This window comes from Oscillospiraceae bacterium (assembly GCA_015068645.1).
Classification (GTDB): domain Bacteria; phylum Bacillota; class Clostridia; order UMGS1840; family UMGS1840; genus SIG452.
The window spans coordinates 1-22880 of record SVKD01000012.1 but is presented as its reverse complement, the minus strand read 5'-3'; the positions used below and the strand labels follow the sequence as shown (position 1 = coordinate 22880).

Below are 22880 nucleotides of genomic sequence, written 5' to 3'. Positions count from 1 at the left end.
CTTCTAAGAAATGTTAATATTCTAAAATAGCGGTAAAATAGCCATTCACTCTACCCACACCGGTCAATTCAATGTTGGACATATATACCCGTAAATCGTTATCAGAAATGACAAACGGAACCACACCGGGAACAGCCGCTAAGGATTCTTTTCCGTATCTGACATATTCATCGTAGCTTAAAAAGTCGCTATAAATTTCGTTATACAATTCTTCGGGCTCTTTATCGGCAAAACATTCGTGCAATTCTTTTCTTAACATGGTATCTTTATCCAAAGTTACACCGTCCATCCAGCCACCTGTCCAGGGCATATTAACACCGGTCAGAATGCTGACAGTACCGTATTTTTCGCTGGTATACAGTCTGGTGGTAAAATCCAATTCAATCGTGGGATAACCGTATGACTGATGTTCAATGATTACTGGAAATTCTCGTGCAAAGGTATTTGCATAGGCATGCACATCCACAAGCTCACTTCTTTGTTGGGCAATCTTCTGATTCAACAGTGCAACATTTTCCGCTGTCATAAAGTCTTTTCCGTCAACGACTACAGGATAGGTATAACTTACTGCAATTTTTGCAACTTCGTGATCGGTATCCAAAACGATTTGTTCTGTTTGATAAACAACTTCCATGGGAGAAGTTTTTTCGTCCACATAAACAGTTCTGGTGGCTTCGTCCCAGGCTACATTGCAGTCTAAGGTTTCTCCGATAGCACGTAACGGTACAAAGGTTCTGTCTTCCACAATTTTTGGTGCCACTTCACAATTGTTAACCGCTACAAAACCTGCGTCAAAAATCCAAGTGCTATCAATAGAAAAACTAATTGTGTGGTTCCCTTTGGTTGCGGTAGCTGTGTAATTTTCAGCATCCCAGGAAACTTCAGCACCCATCGCTTCAAAAATGGCTCTCATCGGAACCATGGTTCTGCCCTCTTCAATAAAGGGTTTTGCATCAAAGGAAATTTCCTCCCCGTTTACCACAATGCGAATGCCGTCCTCCGCAAAAGCAGTGAACATTGTTCCCATACTAAAGAGCAACACAAACATTACCAAAAGACTTACCATTTTTTTCATGATTTTCTCCTCCGAATTTTTTATCATATTATTAAAATGTTTGATACATTTCTACAGACGGAATATTCATGGATTTGTTCCCATAATTTGGTATTTTATTTTTTGGCAGAAAAAATTTTTTTACAAATACAAAACACCAAAAACATAAGCAATATGTTTTTGGTGTTTTATGTTCTTTTATCAAGCCTTAGTTTTTCAAAGACTGGATGGGGGCAGGAATTCTTCCGCCACGGGCAATGAACTCTTCACTACTATAGGGATGCACGCCCATCACGGGTGCCTTGCCTAATAATCCGCCAAATTCTACGTAATCCCCTTCTTTTTTGCCGTATGCGGGAATCACACGAACTGCAGTGGTTTTCTGATTTACCACACCGATTGCCGCTTCGTCTGCAATAATGGCAGAAATGGTGGAAGCAGGAGTATCGCCGGGAACGGCAATCATATCCAGACCTACAGAACAAACACAAGTCATTGCTTCTAATTTATCCAAAGATAATGCACCCATTGCGGCTGCTTCAATCATACCTTCGTCTTCAGAAACAGGAATAAATGCACCGGACAGACCACCTACAAAGGAGCTTGCAAACATACCGCCTTTTTTTACTGCGTCGTTTAACAGAGCCAGCGCCGCAGTGGTACCGTGGGTGCCGCAACGTTCCAGCCCCATTTCTTCTAAAATTCTTGCCACACTGTCGCCAATGGCAGGAGTGGGAGCCAAGCTTAAATCCACAATACCGAAGGGTACGCCCAATCTTCTTGCCGCTTCCTGAGCAACCAAATGACCGGTACGGGTAATTTTAAATGCAGTTTTCTTGATGGTTTCCGCCACGGTTTCAAAGTCTGCTCCTTTTACTTTCTTGAGGGCAGAATGTACTACACCGGGGCCGGAAACGCCCACGTTAATCACACACTCAGGTTCCCCAATCCCGTGGAATGCACCTGCCATAAAGGGATTATCCTCCACCGCATTGGCAAACACTACCAGTTTTGCACAACCGATACTGTCCTGATCTTTGGTGCGATGTGCCAAATCTACAATCACTTCCCCCATTCTTTTGACAGCATCCATATTAAGACCTGTTTTTAAGGACGCCACATTAACAGAAGAACAGATATTTTTGGTTGCGGTCAACGCTTCGGGAATGGATTTAATTAAAATATCATCCCCCTTGGTCAAGCCTTTATGCACCAATGCGGAAAATCCACCTAAGAAATTGACACCAACCTCGTCTGCCGCTTTTTGCAAAGCTTCGGCAAAGCAGGTATAGTTATCGGTATGGCTGCTTTCTGCCACCAAGGAGATGGGAGTCACGGAAATTCGTTTGTTCACAATAGGAATTCCAAGCTCCGCTTCAATGCCTTCGGCAACAGGAACCAATTTTTGGGCATATTTGGTAATTTTATCATAAATATTCTGACAGGCAATTTTCGGGTCAGAATGAGCACAGTCACGAAGAGAAATCCCCATGGTAACCGTTCTTACGTCCAGGTTTTCCTGGTTAATCATTTTTAAAGTTTCAATTACTTCGTAATTATTTATCATCGTCGGGCAGTCCTTTCTTAGATTCTATGCATAGAGTTAAAAATCTGCTCGTGACAAATGGTAATTTCCACCCCTAAGCGTTTGCCTTCTTCACGAAGGATTTCTTTTAACGCAGTAAATTCCACTTTTGAATTGGCGATATCCACCAGCATCACCATGGTGAACATATCTTGCATAATGGTCTGAGAAATATCCATAATGTTGATGTCCGCTTCTAATAAAACGCCGGATACACCGTGAATAATCCCGGTTCTGTCTTTGCCGATAACAGTTAATACTGCTTTTTCCATGTTTATTCGTTCCTTTCCGTTTTTAGACAAAAATCCCCCCGGGAAAATCGGGGGGATTTTTATTTATTGATTGATATTGTCAAAAAATTCTCAAAAATTACGCTTTATTTACAGAACCAAACAGTTCCATTTTTTCTTTTACGGTTGCTTTGATTGCTTCCACGCCGGGTGCTAACAGTTTTCTGGGGTCGAAGCCTTTGCCTTCTAAGTCTTTGCCTGCTTCCACGTATTTTCTGGTAGCTTCTGCAAAGCTTAACTGACATTCGGTATTTACATTGATTTTGGAAACACCTAAAGAAATTGCTTTCTTGATCATATCAGCGGGGATACCGGTGCCACCGTGCAGAACTAAAGGCATAGTGCCGGTTTTCTGCTGAATTGCATCTAACGCTTCAAAGTTTAAACCTGCCCAGTTTGCAGGATATTTACCGTGAATGTTACCAATACCTGCAGCCAGCATGTCCACACCTAAATCTGCAATCAGTTTACATTCATCGGGATCTGCCACTTCGCCTGCGCCAACAACGCCGTCTTCTTCACCGCCAATGGAACCAACTTCTGCTTCCACGGAGATACCTTTTGCATTTGCAATAGCAATGATTTCTTTGGTTTTTTCAATATTTTCTTCAATGCCGTAGTGAGAACCGTCAAACATTACGGAAGAGAAACCTGCTTCGATACATTTTTTTGCACCTTCGTAAGAACCGTGGTCTAAGTGCAGAGCAACGGGAACGGTGATGCCTAAATCTTCTACCATCGCTTTTACCATAGCGGTAACGGTTTTAAAACCGGTCATGTATTTACCTGCACCTTCGGAAACCCCTAAGATAACGGGAGAGTTACATTCCTGTGCAGTTTGAAGAATTGCTTTGGTCCATTCTAAGTTGTTGATGTTGAACTGACCAACTGCATATTTGCCTTCTTTTGCTTTTTTGAGCATTTCGCTTGCGGATACTAACATCGTAAAATTCCTCCTGAAATTTTCTTTATATGATAAAATTTTAATACAAATTTTTACATCGTATCCATTATACAACATTGTGAAAAAAAAAGCAAACATTTTTTCAAAAAATTTGTCCTTTTTTTCATTTTCTCCGTTTATCACGAATTTTGACACCGTTTTTTCTTTTTTTCGTGATATGTGACAAATAAAAATGTAGGGGACAAGGTGGCATCGTCCTCTACAGTGTGATAATTTTCAATATCTACGCAACAGTATCCGAGTGGTTTTTCATGAAAAATCCCATAAAATAAGCTCGGAATGATTGACATTTCTTATATTATATGGTAAATTATATAATTAGATAGTTATGTAATTATATAGTTTAAAGCGAAGGTATTTTTTATGAAAAAATCAATCAAAACCGTAGGCTTTATGTTTGTGATGATTTTACTCTCCAAGTTGATGGGTCAAGGAAGAGAAATGCTCATCGCCAGTCTGTACGGTTCCTCCGGTGCAGCCGAAGCGTTTTACGGTGTGTCGGCACTACCTTTAAATTTATTCGACATTGTATTTGCCTCGGCGGTAAGCTCGGCATTCATCCCGGTATATAACACTTACTTAGAAAAAGACGGTGTGAAAGAGGGCGACCGTTTTGCATCTGCCTTTTTGAATGTGATATTCTTAGGCTCAGTGGTGCTGACGGGAATTTTAGTCTTGTTTGCTTCCGATTTGGTCACCTTAATGGCAGGAGGCCTTGCAGGAGAGGTGCGGGAACTGGCAATCCATCTTTTAATCATTATGCTTCCCGTGATTGTGTTTGCCTCCCTGGCGTTTTCGCTGGTGGGACTGCTTCAGTCCAAAGGCGAATTTTCTATTCCTGCCGCTATGAGCTTAGTGTCCAACGGAATTGTCATTTTGTATTTATTCTTCTTAAATGACAAATTCGGCATCAACGGTCTGGCAGTATCTTTGGTAGTGGGCTGGGTACTCCAGTTTGCCATCCAGATTCCCGTGGCAATCAAAAAGGGATTCCATTATCAGCCTGTTTTACGTCACGAGGGACTAAAAACGGTGGTGAAATTGGCTATCCCCGTTATGGTTGGAACTTGGATTCAACCCATTTCCACCATTATCAACAATGCCTTTGCCTCCGAAATTCCTCACGGACTTTCCACCTTAAACTGGGCAAACAAGCTGTATCTGATTGTATCCAGCGTATTTACGGTAAGCTTAACCAACTACATTTTCCCCCGTCTTTCCAAACAGTCGGTGCAGGAAGACAGCGACGCATACAACAACACCCTTCGTGTTTCGTTTTTACTGATTGTAGCGGTGTTAATCCCCATCACGGTGTTGATGCTGGCATTTAAAACACCCATTATTGAAATTGTGTACAAACGAGGGGAATTTACCGATACCGATTTACTCTTAACCTCAGGAGCATTCTTCTATTATTCCTTAGGAATCCCCTTCTACGGACTGCTGGACTTATTAAACAAGGCATACTACGCCAGAAAGAAAATGCTTATTCCTTCTATCACTGCAGGCGTTGCTATCCTCTTTAACATTGGCTTATCCTATGTGTTAAAAAACACAATGGCATCCTTCGGGCTTGCTCTTGCTACCAGCTTAACGGCGGTATTTATGAGTGCAGTGCTTCTGATTCTCTTAAACAAACAGTTAAAATTCTTAGGAACCAAAGAATTGTTCTCGATATTAGGTTGTGTACTTCTTGGGGTTGTGATGTTCCCTGTGTGTACTCTTACCTATAGCATAATTCCCTTAAAAGGAAATGTGATCGGTCATATCGCCACAGTTGGCATTGCCGCTCTGGCAGGTATTTTCGTATATGGTGTTGGATTGCTGCTAACCCAACGTGAATGGCGCAACAAACTGAAAGGAGTGATGAAACGATGATGACCTGTTTTAAAAACAGTAAAATCTACAAAATCTTTCAAAAGATTTATCTGTTCTTTTTAATTCCCTTCCGGAAAACTTTTCTGTATAAACTGTTTATGAACGATCTTCCCACAAAAGCGTTCCGAGAATCCAAAACCGCAAAACTGATGGGAAAAATCGCCCAGTTTTTTGGTTGGATCAGCCATCTGATTACAGAGAGTTTCACCTATCGCAGCTTAAAAAATTGGTGTACCGGTACCACGGTAACCGAAATTGTAAGCACCAGCAAAATTTTAAATTGGTTCCACGCGGATTCTTCCGGTTACAGTTTTTCCTTCTTAATTTTCCTGATGGTGCTGTTTTTAGCTGGAATCCTTCCCACAATGGCGGTAGTTGCACTGTGCCTGCTGGCACTGGGATTCGCCTTTTTGGAAGCAGACTTTGAAAAAAATCTGAAACAGACCAAACCGATTGTCACCGACATGTTGATTGGTTTCTACCTGATCGCCTTGGTTTATGGGCTCTTGATTTCAAAATCTCCCGATAAACTTCAGATTTTCCTGGTCTATTTCGTTTTTGTGGGCCTGTATTATGTGGTACGGTATTTTGTTTCCACTCCCAGAAGACTCATGATGAGCATTTCCTACTTCACCCTGTCCGGTATCGTAGTGTGTGCTTACGGTTATCTCCAGTATATCACCGGTAGCTACGAAATGACCACCTGGACAGATACCAATTTGTTCACCGACATTTCCGGACGTATTTATTCCACATTCCAGAATCCCAACGTGTTTGGAGAATATTTGCTGTTTTTAATTCCTCTGGCGCTGGCTATGTGTATCATCGCCAAAGAAAAGCTACATAAAATTGTGTACGGTGTCTGCACGGTTGCCGCTCTCGGCTGCCTCATCCTGACCTACTCCCGAGGTTGCTGGTTAGGGTTGATTGCCGGTATGGGACTGTTTATCATCCTGCTTTACAGAAAAGCACTGGTTCCCATTGTGTTGGCATCTCCTTTCGCACTTCTGGTACTGCCGCAGAGCATTTTGAATCGTTTTATGAGTATCGGAAACCTGAAAGACAACTCCACTGCCTATCGTGTGTACATCTGGAGAGGCTCCGTGGATATGTTGAAAAAATTATGGCCAACCGGAGTTGGTCTGGGAAATTATTCCTACGAAATGTCCTACGCTCCATATGCTTATAATGCCATTATGGCACCCCATTCCCACAGTTTATATTTCCATCAACTCTGTGAAACCGGTATTTTCGGATTTATTGTGTTCATCTCGTTGGCATTTTTCACTTTAAAACAACTCTTTATGGTGTATAAGCATCCCAAATCCCAAGAACTCGGAGTGTTAGCGGTTGCTTTAATCAGTGGATTTACCGCCTTCTTAATTCAGAGTTTCTTTGACAACACTTTCTATAACTACAGAATTTATATGTTCTTCTTCGCATTCTTAAGTCTGGCAGCATCCTTATTTGCTGTGGGAGAGGAGGAAACAAAATGAAAGTGTTAATGGTGATTTCCGATACCAACATTGGTGGTGCCGGAAAATGGATCGTAGAATACTTCCGCTATCATAACAAAGACCGTTTTCAGGTAAAAGCGGTTGTTCCCACCGGGTCCCAGCTGAAACCTCTTTACGAAAAAGCAGGCCTTAACGTAATGGAATGTGACGGCATTGCCGATGTGAGTTATTCCAAAGAAGGGGTAAAAAACCTCTACCGCATTTTCAAACAGGAATGCCCGGATATTGTTCATGCACACGGCACTATGTCTGCCAGAGTGGCGGCTGCAAAATGTGGCAGCAACGTGAAAAAAATTGTATATACCCGTCACAGCGTGTTTGAACCTACCGGTTTCTTCACAAAGCCCATTGGCAAGATGGTTAATCGTATGATTACGGCGTTCACCTGCAACCAAAGCATTGCAGTGTGCGAAGCAGCAAAGAAAAATCAGACAGACACAGGCGTTCCTGCAAAAAAAATTACCGTAGTATACAACGGTGTGGAAGCAATTCCTACTCCCACTCATGAACAGAAGGAAGCCGCAAGAAAGCAGTTTGGCTTATCAGAAAACGATTTGGTCTTTTCCATCAGCGCCAGATTAAATCCCGTAAAAGGGCACAAATATTTAGTGGAAGCAGTTTCCAAACTTCCTGATCGCACCAACTTAAAATTTTTGATTGCCGGAACAGGGCCGGAGGAAGAAGCCTTAAAACATATGGTAACGAAACAAGGATTACAAGACTCTATTATCTTCACCGGATTCTTATCCGATGTTTCCAATCTGCTGTATGCCACGGACGTGCTGTTAAACTGTTCCTACGGCACCGAAGCCTGCAGCCTTGCAATTTTGGAAGCATATTCTTTGGGAATTCCCTGCATCGCTACCGATTACGGCGGAAATCCCGAGTTGGTTCAGACCGGGATAAACGGGATTGTCTTCCCCACTAACGATTCTTCTGCCTTGGCAGATGCCATTCAAAAACTGAAAGAAAACCCTGCCCTTATTTCCAAATACGGGCAAGGCGCAAAAGAAACCTATCAAAAGGGTTTCACCGTGGAACTGATGGCAAAAAATACAGAGAAAGTATATGAGGATTTGATGAAATGAACAAGAAAAAAAATAATGTGATGAAATACGTCATTGAACTGATCATATTGCTGGTCATCGGGGTGGTTGCCTTTTACGGTATCTCCAAAATCAACCCTGCGGTAACCCGCAATAACAAAAAAAACGTAACAGTTACCTTCGAAGCTCAGGATGTGGAAGAACACATCCTCAAAAAAATTGCAGAAGGTGACGAAATTTCGGATAATATCAAAAACACATCCTTCGGAACCATCAAGTCTCTTTCCGAACCACGTCCTTCCACCAGAGCTGTTGCAGATTATGAAAGCAAAAAATATATTCAGGCTCCGGTAGACGATCTTTACACTGTGGATATCGTGACAGAATGTGAGGCTGACATATCCGACCTGGCAGTGATGGTGGGAGACACCGAATTAAAAATCGGTTATATGATCCCTTTGATTAACGAAGACTATCTGGTAAACTGTACGGTTACCGATATCAAGATTGCAGAGTAAATCAGGAGGTATGCTATTATGATGAAGAATGGAAAACTTTTTGGCAAAATCAACCTGTTTGATTTTCTGGTTATCTTATTGATTTTGGTGCTGATATTCGCTATTGGTATGAAATTTTTATTCAATAAGGAAACTGTAACCAACTCCGTGGATGTTACCTACGAATTGAAAATAGAATCTGTGCGGGATGTCACCGCAAACGCCTTTCAAAAAGGAGACACGATTTATCATTATGACTTAAATGAAATCATCGGCACTGTGGAAGACGTTCAGTCTGTTCCTGCAACGGATCCCATGAACACCTTAACCGGTGAAGCCATCGAAGTTCCTTTGGAAGACCGTTTTGATGTGATTATCACCGTGAAATCAACTGCTGTCCGGCATGAAACCGGTAATCTGATGATCGGCAAGATGAAATTGGTGGAAGGCGGTCAGTTCCGTGCAGCAACCTTGCTTGCAAACTGCATGTGCGAAGTTCAGAACCTGCAATGGAACTAAGAGAAAAACTTTCCTTTTTGGCACAATCTCATCACGATCGATTGGACTATTTCTTAAAAGGACAAGGAATTTCTCATCGGATTATCACCAAGCTGAAGTATTTGGGCTGTCTACTCATCAACGGAAAACCCGTCACAACACGTCATCCTGTATCGGCAGGTGATGAGGTAACTCTTCTGTTTCCCAAAGAAACTGAGATTTCCTGCGAACCCGAGCAAGGAATTTTTACCATCCTCTACGAAGACGGTGACCTTATGGCAGTGGTCAAACCGTACGGTATCGCCACTCACCCTGCCTTAGGAACGGCAAACGGAACTTTGGGCAATTTTGTAACACAGTATTATGTGGATAATGGCTGTCCGATGCCCTTTCGTCCCGTCAGCAGGCTGGATAAAACCACCAGCGGCGTATTGGTAGTTGCAAAGCACGGACTTTCCCATCATATTCTGTCCAATCAGAAGCAAAACGGTTCCTTTCGGAAACTGTATCTGGCATTGGTAACGGGTGTTCCCGAAAAAATGTCTGGTGAAATCACCTTTCCTATCGCAAGAGAATCGGAAACCTCTTTAAAACGGGTCTGCCGTGATGACGGAAAACCTGCCCATACCTGCTACCGCGTGCTGATGAGCAAAGAAAATTTTTCTTTGCTGGAACTGGAGTTGTTAACAGGCAGAACTCATCAGATCCGGGTACATTTATCCCAAATAGGACATCCTATCGTGGGTGATACCATGTATGGCGGAATTTCTGCGAAACGGCTGTACTTACACTCCCATTGTGCACAATTTCCTCATCCCATTACAGGAAAATTGTTGGAAATTCATTCCCCTTCCGATTTTGAAACCATTTTATCAACCATAGAAAACGAGGACTTTTACGATGATTATTTATCCCGCAATTGATATTAAAGACAACAAATGTGTCCGCCTTTGCAAAGGCGTGTATGAAGACACTACCGTATATTTTGAAAAACCTTTGGACGCCGCTAAAAAATGGCAGGAAGAAGGCACAAAATATCTGCACTTGGTCGACCTAGACGGCGCACGCTATAAAGAGCCCTACTGCAAAGACATTATTTTAGAAATCGCCAAAGAAACAGGTTTGTTTATTGAAATCGGCGGCGGCATCAGAAGTTTTGAAACAGCAAAAGAATATTTAGAAAACGGTATTAGCCGTGTGATTTTCGGCACTTCTGCCGTGACCGCTCCCAAAGAAATTGAAAAAACCGCTCTGGCATTCCCCAACCACGTTGCCGTGGGCATTGACGCCAAAGACGGATACGCTGCCATTGATGGCTGGATTGATACCAGTAAAATCAGTGCGTTGGAGCTTGCAAAAAAAGCAGAAGCTATGGGTGCCGACACCATTATCTACACCGACATTGCAACCGACGGCATGTTATCAGGCCCCAACTTAAAGGCAATGGAACAGATGAAAAATCACGTTTCCATTAACGTGATTGCGTCCGGTGGTGTCAGCTCATTTGAGGATCTGGTTCATTTAAAAGAAATCGGCGTGGATGGTGCCATCGTGGGCAAAGCAATCTACACAGGAAACGTGAACTTAAAAGAAGCAATTTTAAATATTTAGACAGTAGTTTGATTACTGTTTGGAAAGGGTGTGATCAAAATATATCTTCAAAATATCAAATTAAGCCAATTTCGAAGCTACAATTATTTAGATCTCTCCTTTTCCCCATCCACCAATATTCTCTGCGGCAAAAACGCTCAGGGAAAAACCAATATTGTGGAAGCAATTCACTATTTTTCCACTTTGAAATCTCATCGGTTTGTGTCTGATAAAGAACTGATTTTATCCGAATGCGACGTGGCAAACATGCAGATTTCTTATCAGAAACACCCCACGTCCCGCGTGGAAAAAATGAAAATCGGCTTATCAAAAAATTCTAAATCTGCAAAACGGGAACTGTCAAAAAACGATGTAAAAACAGACAACGCCTCTTTTTTAGGGGAATTTCATTCTGTACTCTTTTCTCCCGAGGATTTGAATTTAATCAAGGGAGACAAAGAGCAACGGCGACGGTTCTTGGACTCGGACGTTTGTCAGATTCGTCCCCGTTACTACAAAATTCTAAAATACTACAATTCCATTTTAAGAAACCGTAACAAGCTCTTAAAAGAAGAACATCCCGATGAAACACTTCTGCAGGTTTATACCGAAAAACTGGTAGAATTTGGCACGGAAGTCATCATCTACCGTGCACTTTTTGTGGAACGCTTAAAGGAAACCGCCAAGAAAATTTATGCGGAAATTGCGGGAGAAACAGAAGAATTAAATCTCCGCTATGAAAGCGAACTGTTTGATACCTTTGTGGAAGACAAAGCAGCTATCCGCGAAATGTTTCATCAAAAGCTTTCTGAGGTGGCAAAGGAAGAACACCTGTTTCACACCACAAGGGTAGGTCCTCACAGAGATGACCTTGAATTCTATTTAAATGATAAAAATGCTAAAATTTATGCTTCCCAAGGCCAACAAAGAACCATTATTTTAGCATTAAAATTATCAGAACTGTTGTTTATCAAAGAGCTGACAGGTTCCTATCCTGTCCTGCTTTTAGATGACATCTTATCCGAGCTGGATAAAACACGGCAGAAAAGCTTATTTTCCTACATCAAGCCCTGCCAGACCATTATCACCATCACCGATGCCCAAGCATTTGAGGTGGAGGGTGCAAAAACATTCTTAGTAGAAAATTCTGTGGTCACCGAACAATAAAAACAAAGGAAAGAGGGGTTACAAAGGATATGACGAAAAAAGAACTGTTTTTTAAGCTAAAAGAACAACTGGATATTCTTTACGAAAACCCTCATTGCACCCTGGATTACACCACTCCCTTTGAACTTTTGGTTGCTACCATCTTATCGGCACAGTGTACCGATGCAAGAGTGAATATCGTCACCAAAACCATTTTTCCGAACTATAACACCCCCGAAGCATTCGCTTCCCTTTCGGAAAATGAAATTGCTAACATGATTCAATCCACCGGCTTTTATAAAAATAAAGCAAAAAATATCAGAAACTGTGCTATCGCTCTGGTGGAACAACATAACTCCCAAGTTCCCGATACCATGGAAGAATTGACCAAATTAGCAGGAGTTGGCAGAAAAACCGCCAGCGTAATTTTAGGGGAAATTTTTGGGAAACCGGCGATTGTAATTGATACTCACGCCAAACGTTTAGCAAACCGCATGGGCTTAACCAAAGAATCCGACCCGGTAAAAATTGAGTCAGCACTCAGAAAATTCATTCCCCCGGAATTTCAGTTTGATTTCTGTCACCGTCTGGTGGCACACGGCAGAGCTGTATGCAAAGCGCAGAAACCTGCCTGCGAAATCTGCATCTTAAACGAGATTTGTAAGCACGGCATCAAAACATTGGAGAAGACGAAAAAATAACCCCATTTTCTTCAAAAAAAGTATTGACAACAAAATAAAAGTGTGATAGAATATAAAAGCTGTTTGAGAAAATAGCATCAATATGGTGTGCGGATATGGCGGAATCGGCAGACGCGCTAGCTTCAGGTGCTAGTCGGGGCAACTCGGTGGAGGTTCAAGTCCTCTTATCCGCACCAAAAAAGAAGTTATCCATTTCGGATAGCTTCTTTTTTTCGTATAATAAAACAGAGGACTTGAACCTTAAGAAGGCGGCAATCGTTAGAAAAACCATTCGGGGAATGGTTTTTAGCGAAGCCGGGGCGCAGGCGGGTACCGAAAGGCATCGCCTTTGGGTCGCCAAGCTGAAAAGGTGTGCGAAGCACAACTGTGTCCTCTTATCCGCACCAAAAAAGAAGTTATCCATTTCGGATAGCTTCTTTTTTTCGTATAATAAAATAGAGGACTTGAACCTTAAGAAGGCGGCAAGCGTTAGAAAACCATTCGGGGAATGGTTTTTAGCGAAGCCGGGGCGCAGGCGGGTACCGAAAGGCATCGCCTTTGGGTCGCTAAGCTGAGAAGGTGTGCGAAGCACAACTGCGTCCTCTTATCCGCACCAAAAAAGAACGGTTATTTTGATACTAATAGCCGTTCTTTTATTTTTGCTCTAAATTATTCCAAAACCATCGACATTAATGTATTGACATTATTCGCGAAAAAGAGTATAATCAATTTATTAAATGAACAAAGTGCGAGGTGCTATTATGTATATATCGGTTTCTGATGCTGCAGAAAAATTTAATATATCTAAAAGAAGAGTTCAGATATTGTGCGAACAAGGACGTATTGAAGGCGCTAATAGAATGAGTGGTGTATGGTTAATTCCTACCAATGCCCAAAAACCTACTGATGCACGAATAAAAAGCACTGTGCCTGAAAATCAATTATCATTATTTGATGATCTTTATAAAATTGAAGAAGAAAAATTAAGTATTGCTCAAGTTTGTGAGCTGCTTTCTATTTCTCCAGCAACTGTCAAAAACTGGGTTAGACTCGGAAAACTGAAGATTGAGTCTGATAGCGAAACTTTTGATAAGAAATATATAGAAGCACTTATCTCAGAAATAAGAATCGGAAAAGATAACCGTTTGAAAAGTCGAAGGAACAAAAAAAGTGTAAGTGGCAAAGTCCTATACAAAGATTACATCAAAAACAATCATAATCGTGAAATTGTTGAAAGTATTTTGAATTCTTGTGACCAAATTACAGAAGATGAATTGAGAGTGATTCTCGCTAATTTTGCCATACAATTATATCAACAAAGCGGAGGGATAGTTGTATCAGATTATTTGTTACTTGAAGGAAAAAGTGATATTACAAGTAATGATGTATTCAATAGTTTGATTAAAGACTTGCTTGGGAATATTGATGTATCAAAAATTACGATTGCAAATATTCAAACCGCTTTGAATAGTAAAGTTCAGTTAGTTCCATTAGAAGATACTTTGGGATTTGTTTACATTTCCCTTCGAGATTTAAGTCATCGTAAACAAACCGGTGCATATTACACACCCCAAAAAACGGTTAATACGCTTATTTGCAATTTGAAAAACTATGTTAATACTCAAAACAAGACATTATGTGATCCTTGCTGTGGAACGGGAAATTTCCTTATCGGTCTTGTTGAAAAAGGTGTGGGAATTGAGAATCTTTATGGTCAAGACATAGATGAAGTTAGTATTCTAATTACACGAATCAATATGTTTTTGCATGATAACAGCATTACTAGAGAGCAGTTGTATTCTCAATTTGTTTGTGGCGATACCCTTTCCAATACTTTCTCTCGTAAGTTCTCTGTAGTATTGGGCAATCCACCTTGGGGATATGATTTTAGCAAAGAAGAAACCGCTTATCTTACTGCTAATTATACTACTGCTAAAAACAAAGGTATGGAGTCATACGATTTGTTTATTGAAAAAGGAATGGCAATGATAGAAGAAAATGGGTACTTAGCATACGTATTGCCAGAAGCGATTTTAAGTGTAAACTCACATCAGCAGGCAAGAGAACTTATTGTAAAAAACACGGCGTTTAAATTTGTGAGTTACTTGGGGAATGCTTTTTCGGGAGTGCAATGTCCTGCGATCATCTTAGGCATTCAGAAAGGTTGTTGCGGAGAAACGAAAGGTTGCAGAATTGAACTGAATAATAAAGAATTCGTTATTAATGAAAACAGAGATATAAATGCAACATCGTTCTCTTTTAACATGAGCGATGAAGAATACGATTGTTTACAAGTGATTGGCTCATTAAAAAACGCTAAATATCTTGCAAATAACGCTAAGTTTGCATTGGGAATTGTCACCGGTAACAATAAGGAGTATATCACAAATGAAAAAACAGAAGGAATGGAAATTGTTTTAAAAGGTAGTGATATTTTTAGATATGCTATGAAGGAAACCGATAACTATATTTATTTTGCGCCTGAAAAATTTCAGCAAGTTGCGTCAACTGAAATGTATCGAGCTAAAGAAAAGTTATTGTATAGATTCATTGCTGAAGTGCCTGTTTTTATGTATGATAATCAACAAACGCTTTCGTTGAACAGTTGCAACATCTTAATACCACAGATTGAAGGTATGGATATAAAGTACATTTTGGCAATTTTGAATTCTAGTGTAGCAGCTTTCTTTTTAAACAAAAAATACAATTCTGTTAAGTTGCTGAGATCACACATAGAATCGTTACCGATCCCCATGGTAAGTACTGAAAAACAGAGTGGTATTATAAAAAAAGTAGACCACATAATGAATTCAAGCGAAAACATTAGTGGTCTATATGAAGATCTTGATAATGAAATTATGAGTATTTATTCTCTTTCAGAGATACAGAGAAAAACTATTCGTGGGGCATTATCTGGAAAGAATTTATTTTTTCTCAAATAATGCAAGTAGTTGAGAGTAGGTTAATTCCTTATGAAAATACTTCTTTTTATGTTCGGCATAGTTTGATTTGTTTATATGGAATTGATACTCAGTACCACCTTTGTGCTGAATTGAATATCCGGGCATATTAGGGACAATGTCGCTTTGAGCTTTGAAGATTACAATTTTATCTTTGAAAAAGATTCCGTAGTAAAGAATATCGAATTCGGAGGGTTTGATTTGTTGTATGTTGCAATCGAATGTTATATTCGTAGCCTCAGCTTCAGTCAAAACCCTTGAATCCGATGCGGAATTCAAACAAAGGTCAATTATATTAGATTTTTTCAGCGGTTTGAGTTTTTTCTTAGCTCGTGAGAACTTCGCTTCTATCTTTTGGTTTTTTGAATCCAACAGGTCAAAATACTTCCCATCTGCCGGAGTGAATTTCTCCAACTCCTTAATCATTAACTGGGCGAGTTCACCGAAATTTGTACCCAAACTAAATATGCCATTTATGAATTGCTCAAGTTTCTTTTTATCTGCCATACAACAACTCCTTTTAAAAAATACTTATTTTTTACCTTTTCGACGAACAATTTCTAAAATATCTTTTTCGTCAACCAGAAATGGAGATAATTCTTCTTCGGTCATAAAAACTTGTCCTTCAAACACTTCAACACCTGCAATACCCGTATTTTCGTTACGATGCTGGGGACCAAGTTTTCCAGTTCTTTGAAGTTCCTCGCTTGTGAGAACCCAATAAATCAATTCGTCACGGCAAGTACCGATCCAAATGAAAACATCGCAACAAGCAGGTTTTAACTGCTGATAGTGATACTTGAATCCAGCAGCTTTTGCTTCGGAATGTAAATACGCTCTGCTTGCTAAACTGCCACCTGCGTTTGTGCTGTTTGCACGACAGGCTTTTACTTCAATACGAATTCCGTCAAGCCATAAATCAAATTCACCATCAAATGCAGGGTACTCTGCAGAAACATTTTCTTTAGTTGCTTTTACAAACTGCGGAAATAGTGTGCGAACGTGTTGCTCTCCCCAAGTCTGCCCGTAGGTACGAGGAGCCATATCAAACAGATCCAAATATTTATTTCGCTCACAATACTCGGTATTTAATTGTGAATATCTTTCATATGTAATTTCGCCTATTGCCAAGTAATATGCTAACAGTCTATTTTCAACACTAAAAGGAAAAAGTGCCTTTTCATCTTCAATGGATTTAATGATGCTGGTATCGCCATTGGACTTTTTTCGCAAATTATTTAATTCTATCATTAGTTCTTTCATTTGATCTCATCCTCCAAAAATAATTTATAAGTTTCGATTTCAAGTGCTTCGGCAATACGCTGAATGTTCTCTAGAGAAATACTTCTTCTGTAGCACTCAATAGCGCTGATATAAGTACGGTGCATACCGCATTTGTCAGCAAACGATTCTTGCGAAATATTCATAGCAGTACGATATTTCTTTAAGTTGTTTCCGAAAACTTTAACTATATCCATATATACGCCTCCCATCATATACATTATATGTTTTTGAATACAATTAGTCTACATACAATAAGTATCATAAAATAGAGTGATGGTCACACATTCGAAAATGAAGGTCAGTAAAGAGTCGGTCATACAAGTAGAACAATTTGTATCAAAATATGCATTCTTATCCAAGTAAAAAAGACTATTCTTCGGAGTAGTCTTTTTTCATTCTAATCAAACAGAGGACTAAAAAAGAACGGCTATTCTATCTGAATTGCCGTTCTTTTTATAAAGATATGTCTTAATTGATTTTCGTAGTAAAGTGATTTTCCAGATATTCCAGACAAGGCTGATAAATATCGTAATCGCTGATGTTGTATTCAAAATCCAAACAACAAATCATACCGTTTTTCACAAAAAGCTTCCGGTATAATGAACGAGCTCCGCCTGCTCTTGTTACCGCTGCAGCATACCAAGTTTCGCCGTGATCCTCGTAGTTTACGTCTCCACCATATTCCGCATATAAGTCATCCAAAGTATCCTGGACAGACATTCCACTTGTATTCCAAGTAGCGCGGATTGTCATCGTGGCAGTGGAATCTTCCGACACATAGGTTTTTACTGCATTCACACCGCTGGGGGTCACAGAATAGAAGTTTGCGGGGTATGCACTGGCAAATCCATATTCCCTATTGGTATACGTATAATAGGTATCTATTTCACGGGAAGACGAAGGAGTAGAAGTAGGCGTCGGCGTGGGAGTGGGAGTAGGTGTCGGGGTAGGCGTTGGCGTCGGACTGGGAGACGGAGTAGGACTCTCTGTGGGAGTCGGACTGGGAGTAGCAGTAACCTCTGCAGTCGGTTCGGGAGTAGGCGTCACAATCACCACAGGGGTGCCGCCGGTGTTACCCGGATCTTTGTTGATTTTATAAACAATCAACAAAGAAACCACAACCAAAGCCATAATTAAAGTGACCAACACCAAAATCAACAGAACTTGGGTTGGATTTTTCTTCTTAGCAACCGAAACAACTTCTCCTACCGGATGGCCGCAAACAGGGCAAACTCGGTCATTGGATGTCAGTTGATTACCACAATTTTTACAAAACAAAATCATCGCCTCCTAAAAATGTTCATGATCCGTTCTCAAAAACAATATACAATAGAAATTTGATATAAATCATTCTTATTATATCATACAGATTCCGATAAATCAATCTTTTTTCTGTGATTTTACCACAAATTACCCAATAAAACAAAAAAATCTTACTCATTCCAAAAAAGGAGTTATCCAATAGGATAACTCCTTTTTTTATTGTGAATACAACAAGGTTCCGGGGCATCCGACCGCAATCTTTGATTGCGTCATCGGGTCTGGTTCTTATTTAATCAATTTTCGTGGTAAAATGGTCTTCAATATATTCAATATGAGGTCCGTAAATATCCAGATCTTTCGTTTGATATTCAAAATCCATACAGCAAATCATTCCGTTTTTCAAAAAGAGCTTCCGATAGAAGGAACGGTCTCCCCATTCAACTTTTGCAGCATACCAGGTTTCTTCCCTGGGATGATACGTAATGTTGGCACCATATGAATTTTGAAAATCTTCATACACATCATCAAGTGTCAAGCCTCCTGTATTCCATACTGCACGAATGGTCATCACAGCAGTGGAATCCGCCGAAATATAGGTTTTCACCGCATCCTCCCCTTGAGGCGTTATCGAATAGAAATCCGAGGGATAAACACAGGAAAAACCGTATTCCCGATTCACATACGTCTGATAAGGACCGTTTTCCTGTGAAGGAGCAGGATTAAAAGTTGGGGTTGGCATAGGTGTAGGTGTAGGCGTCTGCGAGGGAGCAGGTGTTGCGGTTGGTGTAGGAGTAGGACTGGGAGATGGCGTAGGACTCTCTGTAGGAGTAGGTGTAGAAGTAGCCTCTGCAGTCGGTTCGGGAGTAGGATTCACAATCACGACCTGGTGTCCCGGTTCATACGGCTCTCTATTGATTTTATAAACAATCAACAAAGAAACCACAACCAGAGCCATAATTAAAGTAACCAACACCAAAATCAACAGAACTTGGGTTGGATTTTTCTTCTTAGCAACCGAAACAATTTCTCCTACCGGATGGCCGCAAACGGGGCAAATCCGGTCATTAGATGTCAGTTGATTAGCACAATGTTTACAAAACAAAAATCATCGCCTCCTAAAAAATAATCACAACCTGGTTGTCTTTTTCAACATGAAAAAAGTTCATTTTTAACCTTTTTCATGATAACGCGTTCCCCTTAATCAATCAAGGGATAAAATGACAAAACATAATTATTCTAAAAAGGAGTTATCCCATGGAATAACTCCTTTTGATTGGTTAGTTAATTAAGGAAATCAGATAATAACAACGGTCTTTGGTGTAAGAAATTCCAATCAGGTTTTTGGAAGTCTGGTCAGATACCGTTTTCATCTCTGCTTCTTTTGCCACAATCCAGTTCAATTCGTCTGCCTCTAACGCTTTGAAATCAGACGAGGACATGATTCCTTTCAGATACTGGTACACATCATTTAATAAAACATCCCATTTGTTAAACACAATGCCTGATTCGTAAGCCATCTCAGATTCGGTTGCATAATCCAAGTAATTCTGGGAATAGATTTCAATACCACTGGCGGTGGTGAGATACTGATTCTTCTGCTGATACCGCTGATTCGGAGTGGGTACCGGGGTGGCTGCCGGTGTTGGTACCGGAGTAGGCGCCTGTGTAGGAAGCGGAGTAGGATCCGAAGTGGGATCCGGAGTAGGTTTCGCAGTAGGCTCGGCAGTGGGCTCCGGAGTTTCCGTAGGTGCGGGTGTCGGAGAACTTGTAGCTTCGGGAGTGGGACTGGGTTCTGCCGACGCAACCACAGCACCAGAGGTATCGCCATTGGGATATATGGGTTGATTGGTTCGGAAGATTAACAAACAAAAAATCACAACCAATGCTACAACAGACACCACAATCAAAGCAATCGTTAAATTCCGGCTTTGATTATTGGGAGTAACAGGTACCGGATTGGGCATGGGGTTTGATACGGGAGTACCCACATTTAACGGTGCTCCGCAATCAGTACAGAATCGGTCGTTGGATGACTGTTCTTTTCCACAGTTTCTGCAAATCACAACAATCGCCTCCTAAATCATTTCTTCATAAGTTTTATAACCGGTGAGAAGTTTCATACATACATCTCACGATATACAGTAAAATTGTAACATATCTTTTTAAAAAAATCAATCCTTTTATCACTTTTTATATTTTACAAAAAAAAGACATCTCCAAAAAGATGTCTTTTTCAGAAGATTTATGAGTCTGGCTACCATGTTACGATCTATTCTGTTATGATTTGATTAAAGCATAGAAATCAGTTTGGGAAGAGCAGGTTCAAAAGCGGCACCGTACCAATGATTGGGAAGCTCGGCGGTAATGCGGATACATTCCAGCACATATTCCGCTGCAATTTTTGCGGCTTCAAAAGAAGATTTTCCTCTCATCAGAGCACCCACAAAAGCGGAGGCATAAATGTCTCCTGTTCCGTGACAGCTATTGGGCAGGAAGGGATGCTCGTAATACTGATATTCACCGTTTTCATATACCACAACACCCGTGGTTCCCTCTTTGTAGGAAACACCTGTTAAAATCACATTTTTGGTGCCTAATGCAACCAATTTATCAAGCATTTCATCAATATAGGCTCTGTCATATTCGGTTTTATATTCCATGCCTGTTAAGAAACAGGCTTCGGTGATGTTGGGAAGTAAGTAATCTGCTTTTTCACAAAGACGTTTCATTGCATTCACATAATCCATATCAAAAATGGAATACAAGGAACCGTTGTCTGCCATAGCAGGGTCCACAATCAGACGGGCAGACTCAGTTTTGGTACCGGCAAAAATATCCAGCACGTAGTCAATCTGCTGCAGGGAACCTAAGTAACCGGTATAAACAGCTTCAAATTGAATGTTTTCTTTCTTCCAATGGTCTAAAATAGAAGGCATATCGTCCGCCAGATCACGGAAGGTAAATCCCGAAAATCCTGCAGTATGGGTAGAAAGCACTGCAGAAGGAAGAATGGCTGTTTCCAATCCGCAAGCAGATAAAATGGGAAGCGCCACCGTCAGGGAGCATTGCCCTACGCAGGAAATATCCTGAATCGTCAAAATTCTTTTATAGTTCATTTCAAAAAACCTCTTTACATTTTAAGATAAATCTATTATAATAAAAATCTGAACATAAGTAAATAATCAAAACAGGAGTTTTTTATAAGACCAGATGAAAGACAAAAAATATCTTTCCCTCTATCGGGAATTAAAACATAAAATTCAATCGGGACAATATCTGCCCAATCAAAAAATCCCTTCCAAGCGTACCCTTTCCGACCGCTACGGTGTAAGTGTGATTACAGTGGAAAAGGCATTGTATCTACTGATAGAAGAGGGATACATCACCTCCAAAGAAAAAAGCGGATATTTCGTGTCATCTTTGGAAGTGTTACCACTTGACACCAATCAAAAAAAAGCGTCCTTTTTACCGTTGGAAGAACCCGTTGAAAAAGCACCCCGATTTGAATACGACTTGTGGTTTAAAACAGTCCGAAAGGTGTTGTCAGAACAAGGAGAACGTCTGTTTATCAAATCTCCCAATCAAGGGACAATCGCCTTAAGAAATGCACTGTCTGACTATCTGCTGCGTTACCGCAATATGTCGGCGGATCCTCGTCGTATCATTATCGGGTCCGGCTCGGAACAGTTGTATGAAACAGTTGTAAAACTGTTAGGGAGAGAAATTACCTACGGCATTGAAGACCCGTCCTACGAAAAAATCGAAGCCGTCTATCGGGCTGAGGGCGTCAGCGTGAAAAAACTGCCCATGGGACGGGATGGTATCACCCGTCAGGCACTGCGTCAGGATGATTTTAAAGTTCTTCACGTCACACCTTTCCAAAGTTATCCGTCCGGTGTAACTGCCTCTGCATCCAAACGGTATGAATACATCCAGTGGGCTAACGATGAAAAATATATCATTGAAGATGATTTTAACAGCGAGTTTTTCCTACCCGGAAATCCCATTGAATCTCTGTTTTCGTTAGACAACAATCAGCGGGTCATTTATATGAATACCTTTTCTAAAAGCATCTCCCCCGCCATTAGAATCGGGTATCTGATTCTGCCGGAATCTCTGCTTCCCCGCTACGATGAAATTTTAGGCAACTTCTCCTGCACCGTTCCCGTATTAGACCAATATATCTTGGCAGAATTTTTAAAAAGCGGTAATTTTGAACGGCATTTAAACCGCATCAGAAGAAATATGAAATAAGAACCCGCCCCGATGACGCAATCAAAGATTGCGGTCGGGTTCCCCGGAACCTTGTTGTATTCACAATAAAACAGTCCCAACCGATTATTCGGTTGGGACTTCTCTGTTTGTGATAACCTAAATCAATCCTTTTTGTGCCGCACGCCACAAGAATGTCACAATTTGAGCACGGGTACAGGTTTTTCCGGGGGAGAAGGTTGTATCGGAGGTTCCGTTGGTAATACCATTCTCTACCGCCCATGCGATTGCTTCTTTGTAGTTTTCGTGCTCCGGCTTATTAAGGTCGGTGAATTTCAAAGATGCACTGCAAGCAGGTTTTCCTGCCGCACACCAGATATAATATACCGACATCATACGATTACAAGACTTGTTCG

At 40.8% G+C, this 22880-nt stretch carries 22 protein-coding genes, 1 tRNA gene and 1 pseudogene; 12 read left to right on the top strand and 12 right to left on the bottom strand.

Annotation, left to right across the window (positions count from 1 at the left end; all coding sequences use genetic code 11):
* Nucleotides 1-13 precede the first annotated feature (13 nt).
* From E7413_06530 to fba, 4 genes are all read right to left on the bottom strand, one after another.
* Nucleotides 14-1102, bottom strand: coding sequence for a copper amine oxidase N-terminal domain-containing protein (locus E7413_06530; GenBank protein MBE7019512.1), 1089 nt, complete (start codon nt 1100-1102; stop codon nt 14-16).
* Between the two features lie 160 nt (nt 1103-1262).
* Entirely contained in the window at nt 1263-2621 is a 1359-nt protein-coding gene (locus E7413_06525; protein MBE7019511.1) for a PFL family protein, read from the bottom strand.
* A gap of 17 nt (nt 2622-2638) precedes the next feature.
* Nucleotides 2639-2911 (bottom strand): ACT domain-containing protein, encoded by a 273-nt coding sequence (locus tag E7413_06520; GenBank protein ID MBE7019510.1) that lies wholly within the window; start codon nt 2909-2911, stop codon nt 2639-2641.
* Nucleotides 2912-3008: 97 nt separating this feature from the next.
* On the bottom strand, nt 3009-3872 hold the full coding sequence (gene fba, locus E7413_06515; GenBank protein ID MBE7019509.1) for a class II fructose-1,6-bisphosphate aldolase: 864 nt from the start codon (nt 3870-3872) through the stop codon (nt 3009-3011).
* A 384-nt stretch (nt 3873-4256) separates the two neighbouring features.
* Between fba and murJ the strand changes: the two genes are divergently transcribed.
* The 11 genes from murJ (at nt 4257) to E7413_06460 (ending at nt 15687) form a co-directional block, all read left to right on the top strand.
* Entirely contained in the window at nt 4257-5771 is a 1515-nt protein-coding gene (gene murJ, locus E7413_06510; GenBank protein ID MBE7019508.1) for a murein biosynthesis integral membrane protein MurJ, read from the top strand.
* Entirely contained in the window at nt 5735-7267 is a 1533-nt protein-coding gene (locus tag E7413_06505; GenBank protein ID MBE7019507.1) for a hypothetical protein, read from the top strand. Before murJ ends, E7413_06505 begins: the two co-directional genes overlap by 37 nt.
* On the top strand, nt 7264-8376 hold the full coding sequence (locus E7413_06500) for a glycosyltransferase family 4 protein (protein MBE7019506.1): 1113 nt from the start codon (nt 7264-7266) through the stop codon (nt 8374-8376). Before E7413_06505 ends, E7413_06500 begins: the two co-directional genes overlap by 4 nt.
* Nucleotides 8373-8852, top strand: a complete 480-nt coding sequence (locus E7413_06495) for a DUF4330 domain-containing protein (protein ID MBE7019505.1) — start codon at nt 8373-8375, stop codon at nt 8850-8852. Before E7413_06500 ends, E7413_06495 begins: the two co-directional genes overlap by 4 nt.
* Nucleotides 8853-8870: 18 nt before the next feature.
* Nucleotides 8871-9350, top strand: coding sequence for a DUF4330 domain-containing protein (locus tag E7413_06490; GenBank protein ID MBE7019504.1), 480 nt, complete (start codon nt 8871-8873; stop codon nt 9348-9350).
* Nucleotides 9341-10252, top strand: coding sequence for an RluA family pseudouridine synthase (locus E7413_06485; GenBank protein MBE7019503.1), 912 nt, complete (start codon nt 9341-9343; stop codon nt 10250-10252). The genes E7413_06490 and E7413_06485 overlap by 10 nt, the downstream gene beginning before the upstream one ends.
* Nucleotides 10230-10940: a 1-(5-phosphoribosyl)-5-[(5-phosphoribosylamino)methylideneamino]imidazole-4-carboxamide isomerase gene (gene hisA, locus E7413_06480; protein MBE7019502.1), complete on the top strand. Its 711-nt coding sequence runs from the start codon at nt 10230-10232 to the stop codon at nt 10938-10940. Before E7413_06485 ends, hisA begins: the two co-directional genes overlap by 23 nt.
* A 15-nt stretch (nt 10941-10955) precedes the next feature.
* Complete coding sequence (gene recF, locus E7413_06475) at nt 10956-12086, top strand: DNA replication/repair protein RecF (GenBank protein ID MBE7019501.1); 1131 nt, start codon at nt 10956-10958, stop codon at nt 12084-12086.
* A 29-nt stretch (nt 12087-12115) separates the two neighbouring features.
* Nucleotides 12116-12766 (top strand): endonuclease III, encoded by a 651-nt coding sequence (gene nth, locus E7413_06470; protein ID MBE7019500.1) that lies wholly within the window; start codon nt 12116-12118, stop codon nt 12764-12766.
* A gap of 89 nt (nt 12767-12855) precedes the next feature.
* Nucleotides 12856-12942, top strand: a tRNA-Leu gene (locus E7413_06465).
* 540 nt (nt 12943-13482) lie between these two features.
* Nucleotides 13483-15687, top strand: coding sequence for a DNA methyltransferase (locus E7413_06460; GenBank protein MBE7019499.1), 2205 nt, complete (start codon nt 13483-13485; stop codon nt 15685-15687).
* Here E7413_06460 and E7413_06455 read toward each other — a convergent pair.
* The 7 genes and pseudogenes from E7413_06455 to E7413_06425 form a co-directional block, all read right to left on the bottom strand.
* The gene (locus E7413_06455) at nt 15670-16212 is read right to left on the bottom strand and encodes a hypothetical protein (protein ID MBE7019498.1); all 543 of its coding nucleotides are present in this window, start codon (nt 16210-16212) and stop codon (nt 15670-15672) included. The two genes, E7413_06460 and E7413_06455, sit on opposite strands and share 18 nt — an antisense overlap.
* A gap of 24 nt (nt 16213-16236) precedes the next feature.
* Nucleotides 16237-16968, bottom strand: a complete 732-nt coding sequence (locus tag E7413_06450) for a restriction endonuclease subunit M (GenBank protein ID MBE7019497.1) — start codon at nt 16966-16968, stop codon at nt 16237-16239.
* The gene (locus tag E7413_06445) at nt 16965-17183 is read right to left on the bottom strand and encodes a helix-turn-helix transcriptional regulator (protein ID MBE7019496.1); all 219 of its coding nucleotides are present in this window, start codon (nt 17181-17183) and stop codon (nt 16965-16967) included. Before E7413_06445 ends, E7413_06450 begins: the two co-directional genes overlap by 4 nt.
* 274 nt (nt 17184-17457) lie before the next feature.
* A complete protein-coding gene (locus tag E7413_06440) occupies nt 17458-18273 on the bottom strand; it encodes a zinc ribbon domain-containing protein (protein MBE7019495.1) in 816 nt (271 codons plus the stop codon).
* Between the two features lie 703 nt (nt 18274-18976).
* Nucleotides 18977-19120, bottom strand: a pseudogene (locus E7413_06435) (adhesin).
* Nucleotides 19121-19529: 409 nt separating this feature from the next.
* On the bottom strand, nt 19530-20315 hold the full coding sequence (locus tag E7413_06430) for a zinc-ribbon domain-containing protein (protein MBE7019494.1): 786 nt from the start codon (nt 20313-20315) through the stop codon (nt 19530-19532).
* A gap of 225 nt (nt 20316-20540) precedes the next feature.
* Entirely contained in the window at nt 20541-21368 is an 828-nt protein-coding gene (locus tag E7413_06425; protein ID MBE7019493.1) for a pyridoxamine kinase, read from the bottom strand.
* A gap of 94 nt (nt 21369-21462) precedes the next feature.
* On the opposite strand from E7413_06425, the gene E7413_06420 reads away from it, so the two are divergent.
* Entirely contained in the window at nt 21463-22506 is a 1044-nt protein-coding gene (locus tag E7413_06420; protein ID MBE7019492.1) for a PLP-dependent aminotransferase family protein, read from the top strand.
* 117 nt (nt 22507-22623) lie between these two features.
* On the opposite strand, the gene E7413_06415 is transcribed toward E7413_06420, so the two are convergent.
* Nucleotides 22624-22880, bottom strand: a 257-nt coding sequence (locus E7413_06415) for an S-layer homology domain-containing protein (protein ID MBE7019491.1), incomplete at its 5' end; no start/stop codon positions are given.

Bases quoted from the DNA above. Each gene is read 5' to 3' on its own strand.
- hisA (MBE7019502.1), top strand. From the start codon at position 10,230: ATGATTATTTATCCCGCAATTGATATTAAAGACAACAAATGTGTCCGC.
- E7413_06485 (MBE7019503.1), top strand. From the start codon at position 9,341: ATGGAACTAAGAGAAAAACTTTCCTTTTTGGCACAATCTCATCACGAT.
- E7413_06505 (MBE7019507.1), top strand. From the start codon at position 5,735: ATGGCGCAACAAACTGAAAGGAGTGATGAAACGATGATGACCTGTTTT.
- murJ (MBE7019508.1), top strand. From the start codon at position 4,257: ATGAAAAAATCAATCAAAACCGTAGGCTTTATGTTTGTGATGATTTTA.
- E7413_06490 (MBE7019504.1), top strand. From the start codon at position 8,871: ATGATGAAGAATGGAAAACTTTTTGGCAAAATCAACCTGTTTGATTTT.
- E7413_06445 (MBE7019496.1), bottom strand. From the start codon at position 17,183: ATGGATATAGTTAAAGTTTTCGGAAACAACTTAAAGAAATATCGTACT.
- E7413_06530 (MBE7019512.1), bottom strand. From the start codon at position 1,102: ATGATAAAAAATTCGGAGGAGAAAATCATGAAAAAAATGGTAAGTCTT.
- E7413_06420 (MBE7019492.1), top strand. From the start codon at position 21,463: ATGAAAGACAAAAAATATCTTTCCCTCTATCGGGAATTAAAACATAAA.
- nth (MBE7019500.1), top strand. From the start codon at position 12,116: ATGACGAAAAAAGAACTGTTTTTTAAGCTAAAAGAACAACTGGATATT.
- E7413_06495 (MBE7019505.1), top strand. From the start codon at position 8,373: ATGAACAAGAAAAAAAATAATGTGATGAAATACGTCATTGAACTGATC.
- E7413_06455 (MBE7019498.1), bottom strand. From the start codon at position 16,212: ATGGCAGATAAAAAGAAACTTGAGCAATTCATAAATGGCATATTTAGT.
- E7413_06450 (MBE7019497.1), bottom strand. From the start codon at position 16,968: ATGAAAGAACTAATGATAGAATTAAATAATTTGCGAAAAAAGTCCAAT.
- E7413_06460 (MBE7019499.1), top strand. From the start codon at position 13,483: ATGAACAAAGTGCGAGGTGCTATTATGTATATATCGGTTTCTGATGCT.
- E7413_06525 (MBE7019511.1), bottom strand. From the start codon at position 2,621: ATGATAAATAATTACGAAGTAATTGAAACTTTAAAAATGATTAACCAG.
- E7413_06500 (MBE7019506.1), top strand. From the start codon at position 7,264: ATGAAAGTGTTAATGGTGATTTCCGATACCAACATTGGTGGTGCCGGA.
- fba (MBE7019509.1), bottom strand. From the start codon at position 3,872: ATGTTAGTATCCGCAAGCGAAATGCTCAAAAAAGCAAAAGAAGGCAAA.
- E7413_06440 (MBE7019495.1), bottom strand. From the start codon at position 18,273: ATGATTTTGTTTTGTAAAAATTGTGGTAATCAACTGACATCCAATGAC.
- E7413_06520 (MBE7019510.1), bottom strand. From the start codon at position 2,911: ATGGAAAAAGCAGTATTAACTGTTATCGGCAAAGACAGAACCGGGATT.
- E7413_06425 (MBE7019493.1), bottom strand. From the start codon at position 21,368: ATGAACTATAAAAGAATTTTGACGATTCAGGATATTTCCTGCGTAGGG.